This is a genomic window from Paraburkholderia sp. BR10882, assembly GCF_040948855.1.
In the GTDB taxonomy this organism is placed as follows: domain Bacteria; phylum Pseudomonadota; class Gammaproteobacteria; order Burkholderiales; family Burkholderiaceae; genus Paraburkholderia; species Paraburkholderia nodosa_A.
This window is the reverse complement of record NZ_JBFPKP010000005.1, coordinates 88,287-105,932: the sequence shown is the minus strand read 5'-3', so window position 1 is coordinate 105,932 and position 17,646 is coordinate 88,287. Positions and strand designations below refer to the sequence as shown.

Annotated in this window: 14 protein-coding genes and 1 riboswitch; of the genes, 8 read left to right on the top strand and 6 right to left on the bottom strand. The window is 66.9% G+C overall.

From position 1 onward, the window contains the following. Positions 1-13: 13 nt before the first annotated feature. Positions 14-2,110 carry a catalase HPII gene (katE, locus tag AB3X99_RS15275; RefSeq protein ID WP_368617398.1) on the bottom strand — a complete coding sequence of 699 codons (2,097 nt, stop codon included), beginning with the start codon at positions 2,108-2,110 and terminating at the stop codon, positions 14-16. Between the two features lie 171 nt (positions 2,111-2,281). Here katE and AB3X99_RS15270 point away from each other — a divergent pair, with 171 nt between their 5' ends. The 5 genes from AB3X99_RS15270 to AB3X99_RS15250 all read left to right on the top strand — a co-directional run bounded on the left by AB3X99_RS15270 (position 2,282) and on the right by AB3X99_RS15250 (position 8,399). Beyond that, the gene (locus tag AB3X99_RS15270; RefSeq protein WP_342948289.1) at positions 2,282-3,274 is read left to right on the top strand and encodes a cation diffusion facilitator family transporter; all 993 of its coding nucleotides are present in this window, start codon (positions 2,282-2,284) and stop codon (positions 3,272-3,274) included. A gap of 122 nt (positions 3,275-3,396) precedes the next feature. Beyond that, positions 3,397-3,978: a (2Fe-2S)-binding protein gene (locus tag AB3X99_RS15265; protein ID WP_368617397.1), complete on the top strand. Its 582-nt coding sequence runs from the start codon at positions 3,397-3,399 to the stop codon at positions 3,976-3,978. Continuing rightward, positions 3,975-5,006, top strand: coding sequence for a xanthine dehydrogenase family protein subunit M (locus tag AB3X99_RS15260; protein ID WP_368617396.1), 1,032 nt, complete (start codon positions 3,975-3,977; stop codon positions 5,004-5,006). Before AB3X99_RS15265 ends, AB3X99_RS15260 begins: the two co-directional genes overlap by 4 nt. Next, complete coding sequence (locus tag AB3X99_RS15255; RefSeq protein WP_368617395.1) at positions 5,003-7,282, top strand: xanthine dehydrogenase family protein molybdopterin-binding subunit; 2,280 nt, start codon at positions 5,003-5,005, stop codon at positions 7,280-7,282. Before AB3X99_RS15260 ends, AB3X99_RS15255 begins: the two co-directional genes overlap by 4 nt. A gap of 19 nt (positions 7,283-7,301) precedes the next feature. Further along, entirely contained in the window at positions 7,302-8,399 is a 1,098-nt protein-coding gene (locus tag AB3X99_RS15250; RefSeq protein WP_342948292.1) for an enolase C-terminal domain-like protein, read from the top strand. An 11-nt stretch (positions 8,400-8,410) separates the two neighbouring features. On the opposite strand, the gene AB3X99_RS15245 is transcribed toward AB3X99_RS15250, so the two are convergent. From AB3X99_RS15245 to AB3X99_RS15230, 4 genes are all read right to left on the bottom strand, one after another. After that, a complete protein-coding gene (locus AB3X99_RS15245) occupies positions 8,411-9,103 on the bottom strand; it encodes a hypothetical protein (RefSeq protein WP_368617394.1) in 693 nt (230 codons plus the stop codon). Positions 9,104-9,214: 111 nt separating this feature from the next. Beyond that, entirely contained in the window at positions 9,215-10,183 is a 969-nt protein-coding gene (locus tag AB3X99_RS15240; protein WP_368617393.1) for an ROK family protein, read from the bottom strand. A gap of 43 nt (positions 10,184-10,226) precedes the next feature. Then, complete coding sequence (locus AB3X99_RS15235) at positions 10,227-10,544, bottom strand: hypothetical protein (protein WP_368617392.1); 318 nt, start codon at positions 10,542-10,544, stop codon at positions 10,227-10,229. Positions 10,545-10,586: 42 nt separating this feature from the next. Then, positions 10,587-10,690, bottom strand: a riboswitch (SAM-I-IV-variant riboswitch). Between the two features lie 104 nt (positions 10,691-10,794). Next, on the bottom strand, positions 10,795-12,549 hold the full coding sequence (locus AB3X99_RS15230) for an IlvD/Edd family dehydratase (RefSeq protein WP_368617391.1): 1,755 nt from the start codon (positions 12,547-12,549) through the stop codon (positions 10,795-10,797). 223 nt (positions 12,550-12,772) lie between these two features. Here AB3X99_RS15230 and zwf point away from each other — a divergent pair, with 223 nt between their 5' ends. Next, positions 12,773-14,407, top strand: coding sequence for a glucose-6-phosphate dehydrogenase (gene zwf / locus AB3X99_RS15225; RefSeq protein WP_368617390.1), 1,635 nt, complete (start codon positions 12,773-12,775; stop codon positions 14,405-14,407). A 22-nt stretch (positions 14,408-14,429) separates the two neighbouring features. Then, a complete protein-coding gene (locus AB3X99_RS15220) occupies positions 14,430-15,269 on the top strand; it encodes an ROK family protein (protein WP_083245078.1) in 840 nt (279 codons plus the stop codon). A 16-nt stretch (positions 15,270-15,285) separates the two neighbouring features. Here AB3X99_RS15220 and AB3X99_RS15215 read toward each other — a convergent pair whose 3' ends face one another. Continuing rightward, a complete protein-coding gene (locus tag AB3X99_RS15215) occupies positions 15,286-16,230 on the bottom strand; it encodes a LysR family transcriptional regulator (protein ID WP_069262312.1) in 945 nt (314 codons plus the stop codon). 138 nt (positions 16,231-16,368) lie between these two features. Between AB3X99_RS15215 and AB3X99_RS15210 the strand changes: the two genes are divergently transcribed. Next, positions 16,369-17,586, top strand: a complete 1,218-nt coding sequence (locus AB3X99_RS15210) for an FAD-dependent monooxygenase (protein WP_368617389.1) — start codon at positions 16,369-16,371, stop codon at positions 17,584-17,586. Positions 17,587-17,646: the final 60 nt, after the last annotated feature.

Genomic DNA, 17,646 nt, shown 5'->3' with positions numbered 1-17,646 from the left:
CTCCCGTTGACGCTCACGCCGGCACCGCCAGCGTCTGCGCCACGCGCGACCATACGCGATGCTGCCCTGCCGCTTCGATGAATTCCTTGAGCACGCGCTCGAGTTCGGCTTCATCGCCGTTCGCGACGCCGTCCGCGCGATCGGGCAACTGCGCGGCGGACAGCACGAGCCGCCCCGTATCGACCGAGCCGATCGCCTTCAGATGCTTGAACGCTTCGAGCACGAAATGACGCGCATCGCCCGACTGCGTCAATGCCTCCGTGGCCTTCTCGCCGCCGGGGACGAACACCGCGTCGAACATGACGGAGGGCATGCCGGTGATAGTCGCATCGGGCGCGAGATCGCCGATCGGCGCGAGCGTGGGCGCGATGACGAGCGCCGTTGCGCCCTCCAGCGCAAAGGCATCGCGCAGCCGCGTGAGCATGGCCGGGTCCGCGCCGGGCGCGGTGAGCAAGGCGATCTTGCGCGCCTTGATGCCGGGCTGCACGCGGTTGAGCAGGCTGAGCGCGGGCGAACTGGCCGTGCGCGGCTTGCCTGGTTTGGCGCCGGCTTTTGGTTTCGGCAAGCCGAGCGCCTGCGCCACGCTCGCAGCGAGGTCCGCGTCGATGTTAGCGAGAATGGCGTTGACCTGGCGTTCGCGTATTTCGGGCTTCGTGACCTTGCCCAGTTCGAAGGTATAGGCGGCCTTGATATGGTCCTTCTCCGGCTCCGACATGCTGTGGTAGAACATCGTGGCCTGCGAGAAGTGGTCCGCGAACGACTCGCTGCGCACGCGTATCTTCACGCCGTCCATGCGTTCCTGGTAGCTTTCGAAGCCGCCGTCCTTCGGCTGCGTTTCCTTCGGCCACCCGCCGCTCACCGAATTCGGTTCGTACGAAGCCTGGCCGACGTTGACGGTTTGACGGTGCATCGCATCGCGCTGATTGTTCTGGTACGGGCAAACCGGCCGGTTGATCGGAATCTCGTGAAAGTTCGGGCCGCCAAGACGGCTGATCTGCGTATCGGTATAGGAGAACAAACGCCCTTGCAGCAAGGGATCGTTCGTGAAATCGATGCCCGGCACGATATGGCCGGGATGGAACGCGACCTGCTCCGTTTCCGCGAAGAAGTTGTCCGGATTGCGGTTGAGCGTCATCTTGCCGATGATCTTCACCGGCACCTCTTCTTCGGGCACGAGCTTGGTCGGGTCGAGCAGATCGAAATCGAAGCTGTGTTCGTCGCTCTCTTCGATGACCTGCACGCCCAGTTCGAACTCGGGATAGTCGCCGCGCTCGATCGCCTCCCACAAGTCGCGCCGATGAAAGTCGGGGTCCTTGCCAGCGATCTTCTGCGCTTCGTCCCACAGCAGCGAGTACGAGCCCAGCACGGGCCGCCAGTGCCACTTGATGAAGCGCGCGTGGCCCTTGGCATTGACGAAGCGAAACGTATGCACTCCGAACCCTTCCATGGTGCGCAGGCTGCGCGGGATCGCGCGGTCGGACATGGCCCAGATGACCGTGTGCGCGCTTTCCGGCACGAGCGAGACGAAGTCCCAGAACGTATCGTGGGCGGTGCCGCCCGTGGGCATTTCGTCGGGGGCCTCGGGCTTCACCGCATGCACGAAGTCGGGGAACTTGATCGCGTCCTGAATGAAGAATACGGGCACGTTGTTGCCCACCAGATCGAAATTGCCCTCGTCCGTGTAGAACTTGGTGGCGAAGCCGCGTATGTCGCGCACGGTGTCCGACGAGCCGCGCGGCCCCTGCACTGTCGAAAATCGCACGTAGACAGGCGTTTCCTTGGCGGGGTCCTGCAAAAAGCCCGCGCGCGTGAGTTCGGCTTGCGACTCGTATACACGAAAAACCCCATGCGCAGCGGAACCGCGCGCGTGAACGATGCGCTCGGGAATCCGTTCGTGGTCGAAGTGCGTGATCTTCTCGCGCATGATGAAGTCTTCGAGCAGCGAAGGGCCGCGCGCACCTGCACGCAAGGTGTTCTGGTTATCGGCGATCTTCACGCCCTGGTTGGTGCGCAGCGCCTCGCCGTCCGCATGCGCGCGAAACGATTCGAGGCTCTGCGATTTCGCGTCGGTGGGCTGATGCTTGCCTTGAGGGCTTTTGTGTTTTGTCATGGGGTGGCTCCTGGTGAGTGTTCCGAATGGCTCGCCACAAGGTGAAGGCGAGCGACAACATCATCCGGAGCGCAAGCGATGTGCCCTCGCAATCGCGCCGGCGCACGCGCGCAGGGGGCATGCGATTTGCGCGCCCGCAATAAGGGGGTGAACGGGAGGCACGATGGCTGCATGGACCAAGACGATAGACGTTGCGGCGCGCGACATCCCGGGGTCCTGATGGAGCGCGGCGCGACTGGGCAGGCCAGCGTGAAGGTCCCGCGCGCCGTCTACTACGCGCTCGCGTCCAACGTCGTGGTGGCGCTGTGCAAGTTCGCCGCCGCGGCCTACACGAATTCGGGCGCCACGCTTGCCGAGGCCGCGCACTCCAGCGCCGACTGCCTGAATCAGTTTTTGCTCATTGCGGGCCGGCGCGCGGCCCGCAACCGGCCCGACGAACAGCATCCGCTTGGCTTTGGCCGCGAGACGCACTTCTACGCCATGCTCGTCGCGCTGCAGTTTTTCTTCGTGGGCGGCCTGCTTTCGATGGCGATCGGTGCATGGCGGCTCTGGCATCACAGCGGCGTCGATCATGTGCAGATCGCCCTTGGCGTGCTGGCCGTTGCGGCGCTCGCCGAGGGCACCGCGTTGCGCGCATCGATCCGCTCCGTCGACCGGCGGCGCCGCGCGGGCGGTCTATGGCGCTGGTTTCGCGAAACCGGCGAACTGGAGAACATGCTCTCGATCGGCGAGGACGCCGCGGCGCTCGCAAGCCTCGTCGTCTCGATTGCCGGCACGGGGCTGGCCGCCCTCACCGGCTGGCCGGGCTTCGACGCGCTCGGCAGCATCGGCGTGGGCGGCGTGATGATGGCGGCGGCCGTGTTCGCGCTTCGCGAGATCAAGTCGCTGATCGTGGGCGAAGCGGCGCGCGCGAGCGTGCGCCGGGACATGCGCGCGTGGCTCGAAGCGCGCCCCGAGATCGGCCGCGTGGTCAGCCTCGTCGTGCTGCGCTGGTCGGACAGCCTGCTGGTAGCAGTCCAGGCCGAACTCGCCGAGCGCTGCGACGCCGTCGAGCTGGTGCGCATCATCGACCGTGTCGAAAACGCCTTGCAGGCGGCGTTTCCTGCGGCGCGCTGGGTGTTTTTCGAGCCCGAGTTGCCGGAACACGGTGAGCATCCGCTATAGGTTCGAGGTAGGTTCGAGGGCGCGATCGGGCCCCCGCACGCACCCGAACCACCAGGCAAGCGCATTGCGCATTGCATGATCGCGACCATTCCAGCCCAACCCGCCCTGATAACGAGGCCGTTATGCACACAGCCACCCGCAACCCCGCGCCGCGCGCACACGACGCAAAGGCGAGGCACGATGACACGCATCTTCGCAGCGAAGCCGTGCCGATCGAACTCACGATCAACGGCGCGCACCACGCGCTGCACGTGGAACCGTGGACCAGCCTGCTCGACCTGCTGCGCGAGCAGCTTCATCTCACCGGCACGAAGAAAGGTTGCGATCACGGCCAATGCGGCGCGTGCACGGTGCTCCTGAACGGCGTGCGCATCAACGCGTGTCTCGCGCTCGCCGTGTCGCACGACGGCGCGGACGTCACGACGATCGAGGGACTCGCGCAAGACGGCGCGCTGCACCCCGTGCAGCAGGCCTTCATCGACCACGATGCGTTTCAGTGCGGCTACTGCACGCCGGGCCAGATCTGCTCGGCCGTGGGGCTGCTCGCCGAAGGCCACGCGCATTGCCGCGACGACGTGCGCGAGCAAATGAGCGGCAATCTTTGCCGCTGCGGGGCATACGTGAACATCGCGAACGCCGTGGAAGGCGTGCGCCGCGCGCAGGACCTCGCCGGCGGCGAAGAGGACGAAGGAGACGCACCATGAACCGCTTCTCGTACGCTCGCGCGAAGAGCGTGGACGACGCCGTGCGGCTGCACTACGCCACCCCCGGCGCCGAATTCCTCGCCGGTGGCACGAATCTCGTCGATCTGATGCGTGAGGACGTCATGCGCCCCGCCGCGATCATCGACATCACACGGCTGCCGCTGCGCGACATCGAGGCGACGCAGGACGGCGGCTTGCGCATTGGCGCGCTCGCCACCAATAGCGCGTTGGCATGGGACGCGCGCGTGATCGAGCGCTATCCGCTGCTCGCGCAGGCGCTGCTCGCCGGGGCGTCCGCGCAGATCCGCAACGCGGCGACCGTGGGCGGCAATCTGCTTCAGCGCACGCGCTGCCTCTACTTCTACGATCCCGCCACGTGCTGCAACAAGCGCGCGCCGGGCACCGGCTGCGCCGCGCTGGACGGCGTCAACCGCATGCACGCGATCTTCGGCGCGAGCGAACACTGCATCGCCACGCATCCATCGGACATGTGCGTCGCGCTCGAAGCGCTCGACGCCACGCTGCACGTGGCGGGCCGGCGCGGCACGCGCACGCTGCCCTTCGACAGCCTGCACCGCCTGCCCGGTCACACACCGCACCGCGAAACAACGCTCGCCGACGAGGAACTCATCACCGCCGTCGAATTGCCGCGCGAGGGCTATGCGCAGCACTTCACGTATCTGAAGCTGCGCGATCGCCAGTCGTATGCGTTCGCGCTCGTTTCGGTCGCGCTCGGCGTGCGCGTGGAGGACGGCACGATGCGCGCGCTAGGCTGCGCGCTGGGCGGCGTCGCGCACAAGCCCTGGCGGGATCGCGAAGCGGAACAGCGTCTGATCGGCCGCGCTGTCGACGATACACGCGCCATCGAACGCTACGCCGACGCCGTGATCGCGCACGCCGACCCGCGCCCCGGCAATGCGTTCAAGGTGGATCTCGCGCGACGTGCGATCGTGCGCGCATTCGAACAGGCGCTGGCGCCCCGAGCCGAGGGCGATGGCGCAGAAGACTCCGGGGAGGAATCAGCATGAGTACCGCCTATGAAGCTCGCCGCGACGCGAACCCGGTCGCACGCATCGGCGCGCCGCTCTCGCGCGTGGATGGCCGCAGCAAGGTCACGGGCGCCGCGCGCTACGCCGCCGAGTTCACGGCCACAGGGCTCGTGCACGGCGCGGTCGTCAACGCCACCATCGCGCGCGGCAAGATCGTCGCCATCGACGCGTCCGCGGCGCTCGCGCTGCCAGGCGTGCTGCACGTGCTCACGCACGAGAACCGCCCCACGCTCGCCGAAGACGACGCGGCCTGGAAGGATCAGATCGCACCGGGCGGCAAGCCGTTTCGCCCGCTCGCCGACACGCACGTCGCCTTCGCGGGCCAGCCCGTCGCGCTCGTGGTGGCGCAGACGCCCGAACTCGCGCACTACGCGGCTTCGCTCGTGCGCGTGCGTTATCGCAGCGAGGCGCATCAGACCGAACTGGCCCGCGCCCTGGAGCATGCGGTCGACCCCTCCACCGAGAAGGGCGGCTTCGAGCCGCCGCCGGCACCGCGCGGCCACGCGTACCGGGCGCTCGCGCGCGCTTCCGCCCGCACCGACGCGTTTTACAGCATACCCGCGGAGTTTCATCAGCCTATGGAGATGCACGGCTGCACCGTCGTGCCTTCCGCCGACGGGCGTTACATCGTCTACGAAAAGACTCAAGGCGTGAGCAATACTCAGCAGTACCTGATGAAGGTCTTCGGCCTGTCTCAGGACCGCGTACGCGTGATTTCGCCGTTCGTGGGCGGCGCGTTTGGCTCCGGCCTGCGGCCGCAATACCATCTGCCGCTGGCGATGATGGCGGCGCGCGTGCTGCGCCTGCCCGTGCGGGTGGCACTCACGCGCGCGCAGATGTTCACCTTCGGACACCGGCCCGCCTCGATCCAGCACGTTGCGCTTGCCGCGCAACGCGATGGCCGCCTCGAAGCGATCATCCACGAAGCCGTGGGAGAAACCTCGCAGTTCGAGGACTTCACCGACGTGGTCGTCAACTGGTCGGGCCGGCTGTATCGCGCGCCGCACGTCCAGCTCGGCTACAAGCTGGGGCGGCTCGACGTGTACACGCCGCTCGATATGCGTGCGCCCGGCGCCGCGCAAGGTCTCTACGCGCTCGAATGCGCCCTGGACGAACTGGCCGTCGCGCTGGACATGGACCCGCTCGAACTGCGCATCCGCAACTACGCCGACGAGGACGCGAACAAGCAGTTGCCGTATTCGAGCAAGGCGCTGCTCGACTGCTACGCGCAAGGCGCCGAGCGTTTTGGCTGGGGCGCGCGCATTGCGACGCCGCGCGCCATGCGCGAGGGCCACGAACTGGTGGGCTACGGCATGGCCACGGGCATGTGGGAGGCATTGCAGACCGAAGCGACCGTGCGCGCCGTCCTCAACGCGCAAGGGCGGCTCGAACTCGCCAGCGCCACGGCCGATATCGGCACCGGCACCTACACCGCCATTTCGCAGATCGCCGCCGACGCGCTGCACATGGCCATCGACGATGTCGAGTTCACGCTCGGCGACACATCGCTACCGCCCGCGCCGATCGAAGGCGGCTCGTGGACCGTGGCTTCGGTGGGCAGCGCCGCATCGCTCGCCTGCACGCAGCTGCGCTCGCGCCTCGCGCAACTGTTGCCCGCGCACGGCGGCGTGGCGTTCGCCAATCTCGACCCCGGCATGCTGGACGAAGCGCTCGTGATCGAACGCGGTGAGGTGAAGTTGAGCGAGAGCGCCGGCCGGCCCGAAACGCGCGCCCGCATTGCCGACGTTCTCGCCGACGCGGGCATGAAAACGCTCGAAGCGCAGGTCACACTGAAGCCCGAGGCGCTCCAGAAGCAGTATTCCATGGCGACGCATTCGGCCGTGTTCGCCGAAGTGCGCGTGGACGAAGCGCTCGGCATGGTGCGCGTGGCGCGCGTGGTGAGCGCCGTTGCGGCGGGCCGCATCGTCAACCCGAAGACGGCCGCGAACCAGATCGCCGGGGGCGTGGTATGGGGCATCGGTATGGCGTTGCACGAAGAAGCGCAGTTCGACCATACGCTCGGGCGCATCATGAATCACAACCTCGCGGAATATCACGTGCCGGTGAATCGCGACGTCGGCGAGATCGACGTGCTGTTCGTGGACGAGCACGACGACGTGGTGAACCCACTCGGCGCGAAGGGGGTGGGCGAGATCGGCGTGGTGGGCGTGGCCGCCGCCGTGGCGAACGCGATCTACAACGCCACGGGCAAGCGCGTGCGCGATCTCCCGATCACGCTCGACAAGCTGCTGTGAGCCACGCGCGCGAGACATCATGAATGCCACCCGATTGACGCGCCTCGAAGCGCGCGCCTATACGATCCCCACCGACCTGCCCGAAGCGGACGGCACCATCGCCTGGCGTTCCACCACGCTCGTGCTGGTTGAAATCGATGCGCTCGGCTTCACCGGCGTGGGCTATACCTATGCGCATGCGGGCGCCACAGCGCTCGTGGAGAGCGTGCTCGGCGACGCCGTGCGCCAGCACGACCTCTTCGACACCGCGCGCATCAACCTCGAAATGCAGCGGGCCGTGCGCAACATCGGCCGGCCGGGCCTCGCGGCCTGCGCAATATCGGCCGTCGATGCCGCGCTCTGGGACCTCAAGGCGAAGGCGCTCGGCATCCCGCTGTGCGCGCTGCTCGGCATGCAGCGCGAGCGCGTGCCGGTGTACGGCAGCGGCGGCTTCACGAGCTACGACCTGAAAACGCTCACGAAGCAGTTGCGCGGCTGGGTCGAGAACGACGGCTGCGCGTGGGTCAAGATGAAAGTCGGCTCGCACCCGGCCGACGATCCGGCGCGCGTGGCGGCGGCGCGCCAGGCGATAGGCAGCACGGCGGGCCTCTTCGTCGACGCCAACGGCGCCTATGAGATCGAGGAGGCGCAGCGGCTCGCGCAATGCTTCGCGCAAGAGGACGTGCAGTGGTTCGAAGAGCCGCTTTCTTCGGACGACCGCCGCGGCCTCGCCGCGCTGCGCGCCGCCCTGCCCGCGCGCATGGCGCTCGCCGCGGGCGAATACGGCTATACGGCAGACGACTTCCGCGCGCTGCTGGAAACCCACGCCGTGGATGTGCTGCAGGCCGACGCCACGCGCTGCTGCGGCATCACCGGCTTTCTGCAGGCCGACGCGCTGTGCGATGCGTGGCATACGCCGCTCTCCGCGCATTGCGCGCCGGCGCTGCATCTGCACGTGGCATGCTCGGCGCGGCGCCTCGTGCATATCGAATGGTTTCACGATCACGCGCGCATCGAGGCCATGCTGTTCGAGGGCGCGCCGCGCCTGCACGCCGGACATATCGCGCCCGACCTCGCGCGCCACGGCCATGGCCTGACGTTCCGGCACGCCGACGCCGAACGCTACGCGGTGCGCTGACGCGCAGTCATTCAACTGTCAGGTGGCCGCGCGGGCACCTGCTGCCAGCCGCCTGGGCAGGTCCGCACGTACGGGTAGTAGGTCTGCGACGCGACGCAGTAGTACCACACGCCGTATGGCGCCTCGCCGCCCTGGCCGCCCTGGCCGGTTTGATCGCCTTGCCCGTACTGCTCGTTTTGATCGTACATATTGGCGCCGCCGTACTGGGGCTCTGCCTGGTACTGAGCCTGGCCCTGGCCTTGTTCGATCCACTGCGTGGGCTGCGAGAAGTCGCCGGAAACGTAGGGGTAGTAGACGCTCGCGACGTACGGCGGATAGTAGTACGGATAGAACGGAGAGCCGTAGATGAAGCCGGGGCCGAAGTAGAAGCCGACGCTCGCCGATCCGCAACAGCCATACCAGCCGTGATAGTGGCCGCCGTGATACCAGCCGTAGCCGTGGTAGTAGCCGCCATGGTAGTAGCCGCCGTGGTAATAACCGCCGTGATACCAGGCGCCGCCGTTATAGCCACCGTGGTAGCCGCCGCTCCAGCCGCTGCTGTGATTCGCGCCGCCGTAGCCGCCTCCCCAGCCGCCGCCACCACCGCCGCCCCAGCCGCCACCGCCGCCATGCACCCAACCGCCGCCTCGACCCGCGCTTGCCCCGGCGCTGATGCATAGCGCCACGAGCACGAGCAGGAGTCTGCACAATTCACGCGCTTTCATGATGCTTACCCCGGTAGCCGCTGACCGAAACGCTGACCGATAGCCGTCTGGCTTCATAGATTAGTTTAGGCGTCGGAAGCCCGTTTTTCCTGTGCGGGCGAACACGGCGCGCTACGGCTCGCGCCAGTCGTCCTGCCGCGCGATGATGGCCGCACCGATGAGTCCGCCGTCCTGCCGGAATGCGCCCGGAACGACGACGCGTTCGCGAAACTGCCGCAGCGTGCGCTTGCGCACGGCCGCGTCCAGCGCGTCGATCAATGGGGCCACATTTGAAAGGCCGCCGCAAACCGGGACGACCGAAGCGCCCGTGATATTGACCACGGCTGCGAGCGGTTCGCATACCAGCGCGAGCCACGCGCAAACGGTGCGCCGCGCGCGCTCGCCGCCTTGCTGCCAGTCGTCGAGAAGGGTGTGGCTGTCTTTCTGCTCGTCGTTCAGGAGTGCGTGGAGCCGTTCCAGACCGCGTGCCGCGCCGATGGTGTCGACGCATCCCACTCGCCCGCAGCCGCAACGCAATGCCATCACGGGCTCCGCGTGGCCCATGCCGTCGAAGTCGACGTGCGTGCTGACCGGCAGCCCGTGGCCCCACTCTCCCGCTATGCCGCTCGCGCCGCCCACCACGCGGCCGCCCACGACCAGCCCGCCGCCGACACCCGAGCCGAGGACCACGCCGAACACGACATCGTGGCCGGCACCCGCGCCCTCGACGGCCTCGGCCAACGCGAGGCAGTCCGCGTCGTTTGCAATGCGTATGCGCCGCTTGAGCCGGGAGGACAACTCCGCGCCGAGCACGCGGCCCGAGACACATGGGACGTTGGACGCGCAAATCACGCCGCTTGCGGGATCGATCGCGCCTGCCATCGAGATGACGAGAGGCGAGCGGGTCTCGCCAATATGCCGGGCCGCCAGGGCTTCGAGGGTCGCGCCGAACGCCTCCCAACTGTCGACGGGGGTCGGCACGCTTTCGACGAGGCGCACGCTGCGCGGACGGTCCGATACACCGAGCCTGATGTAGGAGCCGCCGATGTCCGCGACAAAGACGCGTGAGTGTTGCCCTTGTTCAACGCTGGTGTCTGGCACCCTGGCTCCTCGTTAAGTGCATCGGCGACGCCAGCCTTTGGTTTCAGCGGGCGCGCACGAAATGATGCTCTATCTTCGCGCGCAACACGCCGTCGACGGCCGCGAGCCGTTCGCGCAGCCGGGCCGCCCGCCGTTCGGTCATGTCGCCAAATACGATTTTTTGCTCGAGCACGTCGCCGAAGCGGGTCACGGCCCATCGGTCGACGACCACCTGTTCGCCGTCGAGCACGCCGGCGGCGGTCGACACGACGCCGAGATCCAGACCGGACACCAGATGCACGGTGTGAGTGAGCGTGAAACCGGGGAGGCAGTGCGACAGGTCTTCACAGACGGTCGACGAGGAGGAGATATCTTGATGCATGGTGGCTCCGGATGAAGGTTGATCGAACCGGTGCCAGCCAGGCTGTTCCCGTTTCGTTGCCGTGAATCGGCCGCATCGCCTCGAGGGCTTCCACCTTGCCCGGGAGGGCAGGTTGGCGTCGGTCAGTCCGACTCTGGATGCTTTGCTGCTGCATGGTGTTTCTTGTTCGCTATTCCGAACGAGCTTTCATTATACCGAAATCAGGACGCCGGGCAAGAAGTGCGGCCACCCGGCTCTCCCGGCCCGCAAGCTACTTCCTGGGCACTGCGCCACGCGATTCGACCGCCCTGAGGAAATCGAAATCGGCGCCCTTGTCTGCCTGGGTCACGGTGTCGAGAAAGAGCTTGTGATAACCGCGGCTTGCCGTGGGCGCAGTCACCGGGTTCGCCTGCGCCCGGCGCCGCAGTTCGTCTTCGTCCACGAGCAGCGTAATCTCGCGGTTGGCCACGCTCAAGCGGATGCGGTCGCCGTTACGGACCTGCGCTAGCGGGCCGCCGATGGCGGCTTCCGGCGTGACGTGCAGCACGATGGTTCCGAATGCCGTGCCGCTCATGCGTCCGTCCGAAATCCGCACCATGTCCTTCACCCCGGCCCGCGCCAGCTTCTTCGGGATCGGGATGTAGCCGGCCTCGGGCATGCCCGGCGCGCCTTTGGGTCCGATGCGCTTGAGGACGATCACGTCGTCGGCGTGGACGTCGAGATCGTCGGAGTCGATGCGGTGCGCCATATCGGTCGCGTCCTCGAACACCACCGCGCGGCCCTCGTGCTCCATGAGCGCCGCCGAGGCGGCCGATTGCTTGATGACCGCGCCACCCGGCGCGAGATTGCCGCGCAACACGGCCAAGCCGCCCTGCGGGTAAATGGGCGCGGTGAGCGGCTTCACCACGTCCTGCGCGAAGCGCGGCCCGGCGCGCTCCATCTCCTCTCCGAGGGTGCGGCCGGTCACGGTCATGGCGTCGAGATGCAGCAAGGGCTTCAGTTCATGGAGCAGCGTGGCCATACCGCCCGCCCGATGAAAATCTTCCATGTAGTGCTCGCCGGACGGCTTCAGGTTGAGCAGCACCGGCGTTTCGCGGCCCATACGGTCCACGGCGTCCAGATCGATGTCGAAGCCCATGCGCCCGGCAATCGCTGCGAGATGCACGATGCCGTTGGTCGACCCGCCGATGGCCAGCAGCACCCGCAAGCCGTTTTCGAACGACTCGGCGCTGAGCACCTGGTCGATGGTGAGCCGCCGTCGCGCCATCTCCACGACTTGCGCGCCGGTCTGCTCGGCCACGCGCATGCGGTCCGAGCTCACCGCTGGAGGCGAGGCCCCGCCCGGCATCGTCATGCCCATGGCTTCCGCCACGCAAGCCATCGTGCTGGCCGTGCCCATGACGGCACAGGTGCCGACGCTCGGCACGAGGCGGTCGTTCACCTCGGCGATCTCGTCCGCCGTGACTTCGCCCGCGCGAAACTTGCCCCAGTAGCGGCGGCAATCCGTACACGCGCCGACGCGCTCGCCGCGATGCGCGCCCGTCATCATCGACCCGGTAACGAGCTGAATGGCCGGAATGCCCGCCGACGCCGCGCCCATCAACTGGGCGGGCACCGTCTTGTCACAGCCGCCGATGAGCACGACCGCATCCATGGGCTGCGCGCGAATCATCTCCTCCGTATCCATCGACATGAGGTTGCGCATGAACATGCTGGTTGGCTGCGAAAAGCTTTCGTGGATGGAAATGGTCGGGAATTCCATCGGCAAGCCGCCCGCCAGCAGAATGCCGCGCTTGAGCGCCTCGAGAAGCTGAGGCGCGTTGCCATGGCACGGGTTGTACGCGCTGCCCGTGTTCGTGATGCCGATGACGGGTCGCGCCAGCGCGTCGTCGGTATATCCGGCGCCCTTGATGAAGGCCTTGCGAAGGAACAGCGAGAAGTCGGTGTCGCCGTAGTTCGTGAGTCCGCCGCGCATGCCCTGCGGATCATGGGGATCTTTTTCGTCGGGGGAGTGCTTATCGGACATAGCCACCATCCTCGGGTCGGTTCAATCAGCCTGGTCGAAGTTGCCGCCGCCGGTAAGGGTACTGCGAATTGCGCAATCAGCGCGGGGGAGAACGGCGTGACATGAGTGCCCACGATATTACAAAACGCCTTCGATGGCGGAATGAACTCAATGCGCGCAAACTCGGTCAGTCAAGGAACCGGACTTGCTCGCTGTATTCATTTCGGCCCACTGAAGCGAAATCATGTCGACGAAACCGACTCACCCCGCGACCCAGCCCCACGCTTCCAACGAAGCTTCCCGCGCGGCCCCCAGCGCGAAAGTGCCTGCGCATCCGCACGGCGCACCGGCCGCGCCCGCCTCGCCCGTTGGCAAGCATCCCGCACCGCCCTGCACGCTCGTGATCTTCGGCGCGGGCGGCGATCTGACCAAGCGCCTTTTGATGCCGGCGCTCTACAACCTCGCCGTCGACCGCCTGCTCGACGACGGCATGAAGATCATCGGCGTGAATCATGGCGAGCGCGAAACGAAGGCGTGGGTCGACGATCTGCACGCCGCGCTGGAGAAATTCGCCGCCGACAAGGCGAGTACCTTCCACGCCGGCAAGCTCGACGACGAGGCGTGGGACTGGGTCGCGCAGCGGCTCACCTACATGGCAGGCGAATTCGAGGACGACAGCGCGTTCGAGCGCCTCGCGCAGCAGCTGAACGGCAAGTCGCGCGGCAACGTCGTGTTCTACCTCGCCGTGGGCGCGCGCTTCTTCAAGCCGATTATCGAGCGTCTCGGCAAGGCGGGGCTGCTCGACGAGGGCAACGACAGCAACGGCGCGTTCCGCCGCATCGTGATCGAAAAGCCCTTCGGCGCCGATCTCGCTTCGGCGCGCGACTTGAACGAGCATGTGCTGCGCTTCGCGAGCGAATCGCAGGTCTATCGCATCGACCACTTCCTCGGCAAGGACACGGTGCAGAGCATACTCGCGCTGCGCTTCGCCAACGCCATGTTCGAGCCCGTCTGGCGGCGCGAGTACATCGACAGCGTGCAGATCACGGCTTCGGAAGTGATCGGCGTGGAAGGCCGCGGCAAGTTCTACGAGCAGACCGGCGCGTTTCGCGACATGGTGCCCAATCACCTGTTTCAGCTGCTCGGCATGGTCGCCATGGAGCCGCCCAACTCGTTCGACGCCGAAGCCGTGCGCAACAAGAAGGCCGACATCTTCGATGCGCTCAAGCCGCTCACGCCCGACGACGTGGTGTTCGGTCAATACGCGAAGGGCCCGGCGGGCGTGGGCTACCGCGAAGAACCGGACGTGGCGCAGGACAGCCGCACCGAAACCTATGCCGCCGCTCGCGTGCAGATCGACAACTGGCGCTGGGCGGGCGTGCCGTTCTATCTGCGCACCGGCAAGCGCCTCGCCGCGCGGCGCACGGAGATTTCGGTGCAGCTGAAGAGCGTGCCGTTTCTGCTCTTTCGCGACACGCCGGTCGATACGCTCACGCCCAACGTGCTGACGCTGCGCATCGATCCGTCGCATGGCACGAGCTTCGACTTCAACGTGAAGACGCCGGGGCCAGTCGTGCAGATCGGCCCGGTGCATTCGTCGTTCGACTACGACGACTTCTTCGCGGAGCGTGCCAATGTCGGCTACGAAACCCTGCTCTACGATTGCATGCTCGGCGACCAGACGCTCTTTCAACGCGCCGATGGCATTGAGGCGGCATGGTCGACGGTGGATGGCGTATTGCACCCGGAACTCGACGCCGCGCTTCCCGTGTACGAGTACGCCGCGGGCAGCGAAGGCCCGGCGCAGGCGGATGCACTGCTCGCGCGCGACGGCCGCGCGTGGCGCACCCTCGCGCCGGCGCCGGCGAAGAAGACGTGAACCAGACAGCCAAGGAGAACGTATGACCAAAATCGAAAAAGCGGTGAAGAAAAGCGCTGTGAAAAGCGCGGTAAGTGCAACGCACACCTCGAACGACATCGAAAATATTCTCGCGATCGACGTTGGCGGAACGGGCCTGAAGGCCGCGATCATCGACGCGAGCGGCGCAATGCGCACGCAGCGCGTGCGCGTGGCGACACCGCATCCGTGCCCGCCCGCCTTGCTGGTCGAAACGCTCGCGACGCTCGTCGGCCCGCTGCTCAAGCAGTATCCGGCGACCCACGTTTCGATCGGCTTTCCTGGTGTCGTGCGCAACAATCATGTGATCACGGCGCCGCATCTCGGCCCCGACGACTGGAACGACGTGCCGCTCGCGCAGATGCTCGGCGAGCGCCTGGGCATTGCGTCGGTGCGCATGATCAACGACGCGGAAATGCAGGGCCTCGCCGCGATCGAAGGGCAAGGCCTCGAATTCGTGATGACGCTCGGCACGGGGGTAGGCACGGCCATGTTCCGTGATGGCGAACTGATGCCGCACCTCGAACTCGCGCATCATCCGGTCAGCCGGAAGCGCGCCTACGACGAGTACATCGGCGACGCCGCGCGCAGCAAGGCGGGGAACAAGCGCTGGAACGCGCGCGTCGAGAAGATCATCGGCATACTCGACTCGCTCGTGCACTACGACAAGCTCTGGATAGGCGGCGGCAACGCGGCGCGCCTCACGTTCGATCTGCCGCCGAACGTGGCCACCGTGCCGAACGACCGCGGCATCGAAGGCGGCGCGCGCCTGTGGCATCCGCGTTCGGTGCGCGAAACACGGCAGTTGCCCGCGGCCACGCAGCGCGCAGGCAAATTCCGCTAGCGGGATCGTTCGAGGCTTAGGCGCGGGCCGCGCCGCTACCCTTGCGCGCTTGCCCGCCGCCATCCGCGAAGAGTTCGATCACGCGTTCGCGCAGCCAGCGATTGCCTTCGTCGTGCTGCACGCGCGCGTGCCAGAGCAAATGAATCGGCGCGGCGGGCAGCTTCATGGGCAGCGCGCTCAGGCTCAGCGAAAACGGCTTCGCCAGTTGCAGCGCCAGCCGCTCCGGCACCGTGGCGATCAGATCGGTGCGCTCGAGGATGTAGCCCACGCTCATGAAGTGCGGCACCGAGAGCCGCACCTGGCGCTTCACGCCGCGCCGTTTCAGCCATTCGTCGACCTGTCCGTGCCCCGTGCCCGCCGACACCACCACCAGATGCTCGGCCTCGCGCCAGGCCGCGAGCGTGAGCGGCGCATTCTCTAGCGGATGCCCGCGCCGGAAGAGGCAGACATAGCGCTGATCGAAGAGACGCCGCTGATAGAAGCCGCCTTTGAGTTGCGGCAGCAATCCGATGGCGAGATCGACCCGGCCGTCGGCCATCTCTTCGCTGAGATTGACGCCCGTATTGCGCACGGTGTTGAGCGCGACGCCCGGCGCTTCGCGCGCGAGGCGCTCGAGCAGCGCGGGCAGGAACACGACCTCGCCGATGTCGGTCATGCCGATCGTCATGGTGCGCGTGGCGCGCAACGGATCGAACCCGGTCACGGGATTGAGCGCGCCGTGCAGCGTGGCGAGTGCCTGCGCGACCGGCTCTGCGAGACGCAGCGCGAACGGCGTGGGCACCACGCCGCCCGGCCCGCGCACGAAGAGCGGATCGCCCAGCAGGCGGCGCAGCTTCGCGAGCGCGTTGCTCACGCCGGGCTGGCTCATGTTCATCTGCTCGGCCACGCTCGCCACGCGCCGCTCGCGCATGAGCCGATGAAAAAGCAGCAGCAGATTGAGATCGATGTCGCCCAGTTCCATTCATTCAATCCAGTGATGAAGCAGATTCCTTCCATTTTATTGTGGAATGAGAAGCGGCTGCCGAGAATACGGACACGGTGTGAGCGTGATGAAGCAGCGCCAGCCGACCCCACCTATATGAATATCGGAGACACAGTCATGAAATCACGTGATCTGAAGATTGCGATCGTCGGCGCTGGCATCGGCGGCCTCACACTGGCTCTCGCGCTGCGCGAGCATGGCATCGACGCGCAGCTCTTCGAGCAGACCGACGAGCTGCGCGAAGTGGGCGCGGCCGTCGCCCTCTCGGCCAACGCCACGCGCTTCTACGAGCGCATGGGCCTGCGCCCGGCCTTCGAGAAAGTCTGCGCGGAAGTGCCGGGCCTCGTCTATCGTGACGGCCGCAGTGGCGCGGTGATCGGCCACCATCGCGGCGCACCGGACTCCCGCGGGCAATTCGGCGGCTCGTACTGGGGCGTGCATCGCGCCGATCTGCAAGCGGTGCTGTCGGGCGCGGTCGGGCTCGAGCGCATCAAACTCAGCCATCGGCTCGTCGATCTCGCGCAGCAACCCGACCACGTGAGCCTGACGTTCGCCAACGGTGAACACGTCGATGCCGATCTCGTGATCGGGGCGGACGGCGCGCGCTCGGTCATCCGGCGCTGGATGCTGGGTTACGACGACGCGCTGTATTCGGGCTGCTCGGGCTTTCGCGGCGTGGTGGCCGCGGAGCGCACGGACCTGTTGCCCGATCCCGAGACCATTCAGTTCTGGGTCGGGCCGGGCGGCCATCTGCTGCACTATCCGATTGGCGACAAGGGCGACCAGAACTTCCTGCTGGTGGAGCGCCATCCGTCGCCGTGGCCGTCGCGCGAGTGGGTCATGCCTGCCCAGGAAGGCGAGCAACTGCGCCTTTTCAGGGACTGGCACCCGGCCGTCGTGCAGATGATCACCGCTGTGCCGATCAGCCAGCGCTGGGGGTTGTTCCACCGCCCGCCGCTCGGCCGCTGGAGCAAGGGCCGCATCACGTTGATCGGCGACGCCGCGCATGCGCTCGTGCCGCACCACGGCCAGGGCGCGAACCAGTCGATCGAGGATGCCGTGGTGCTGGCCGACCAGCTGGCGAAGGCGGGCTCGGGTAACTGGCGCGAAGCGCAGCAAGCCTACGAGCGCCTGCGCCGGGGCCGCACGCGCAAGGTGCAGTACGCTTCGATCACCACGGCGGACGTGCTGCATCTGCCCGACGGCCCCGCTGCGCAGGAACGCAACGCCCGGCTCGGCTCGCGCGAGGGCGTGCTCAATCATCTGGACTGGATCCACGATTTCGACGCGCTTGCCCAGGAGCCGAACGAGCGCCAAGGGGGAACGTGGCTTTAAGGGTGACCGGCAAGCTGCACAGTTAATGATCCGTTAATCTCGGCACGCTAGAATCGGCGC